The sequence below is a fragment of the Thermococcus sp. 9N3 genome, from assembly GCF_012027685.1.
Taxonomy (GTDB): domain Archaea; phylum Methanobacteriota_B; class Thermococci; order Thermococcales; family Thermococcaceae; genus Thermococcus; species Thermococcus nautili.
Genome location: NZ_SNUV01000016.1, coordinates 1 through 393, shown reverse-complemented (window position 1 = coordinate 393; position 393 = coordinate 1). Strand labels below are relative to the sequence as shown.

The window sequence follows — 393 nt, the reverse complement described above, 5'->3', positions numbered from 1 at the left end:
GTCCTCGGACTCATAGAGCCGACTTCCGAGCTCAGCGTTCTGGCGGAGTTCGGGCTGATAATGATGATGCTCTACATGGGTCTCACCAGCAACTTCTCGGCGATAGCCCAGAACACCAAAAAAGCTGTAATAGTTGCAGTCCTTGGCGTGGCTTTCTCCTTCATCCTCGGCTTCGCTACGGTGGAGTTCTTCGAGAAGGGCACCTCAGCGGCGATTTTCGTTGGAGTCACTCTCGGAAACACTGCTATAGAAGTCACAAGCGGTATCCTCGTCAAAGAGCGCGTTAAACGAGAGATCTCGTCCATCCTCATGGGTGCAGCCTTCGTCGATGACATACTCGCGGTTTACCTCATAGGCATCATCACAGCGATGACCAAGGGTAGCTTGGACGCC

The 393-nt window shown here is 53.4% G+C and carries 1 protein-coding gene; it reads left to right on the top strand.

The features are described 5' to 3' along the window. A partial coding sequence (locus E3E30_RS11195) for a cation:proton antiporter (RefSeq protein ID WP_206205174.1) occupies positions 1 to 393 on the top strand: 393 nt, incomplete at both ends.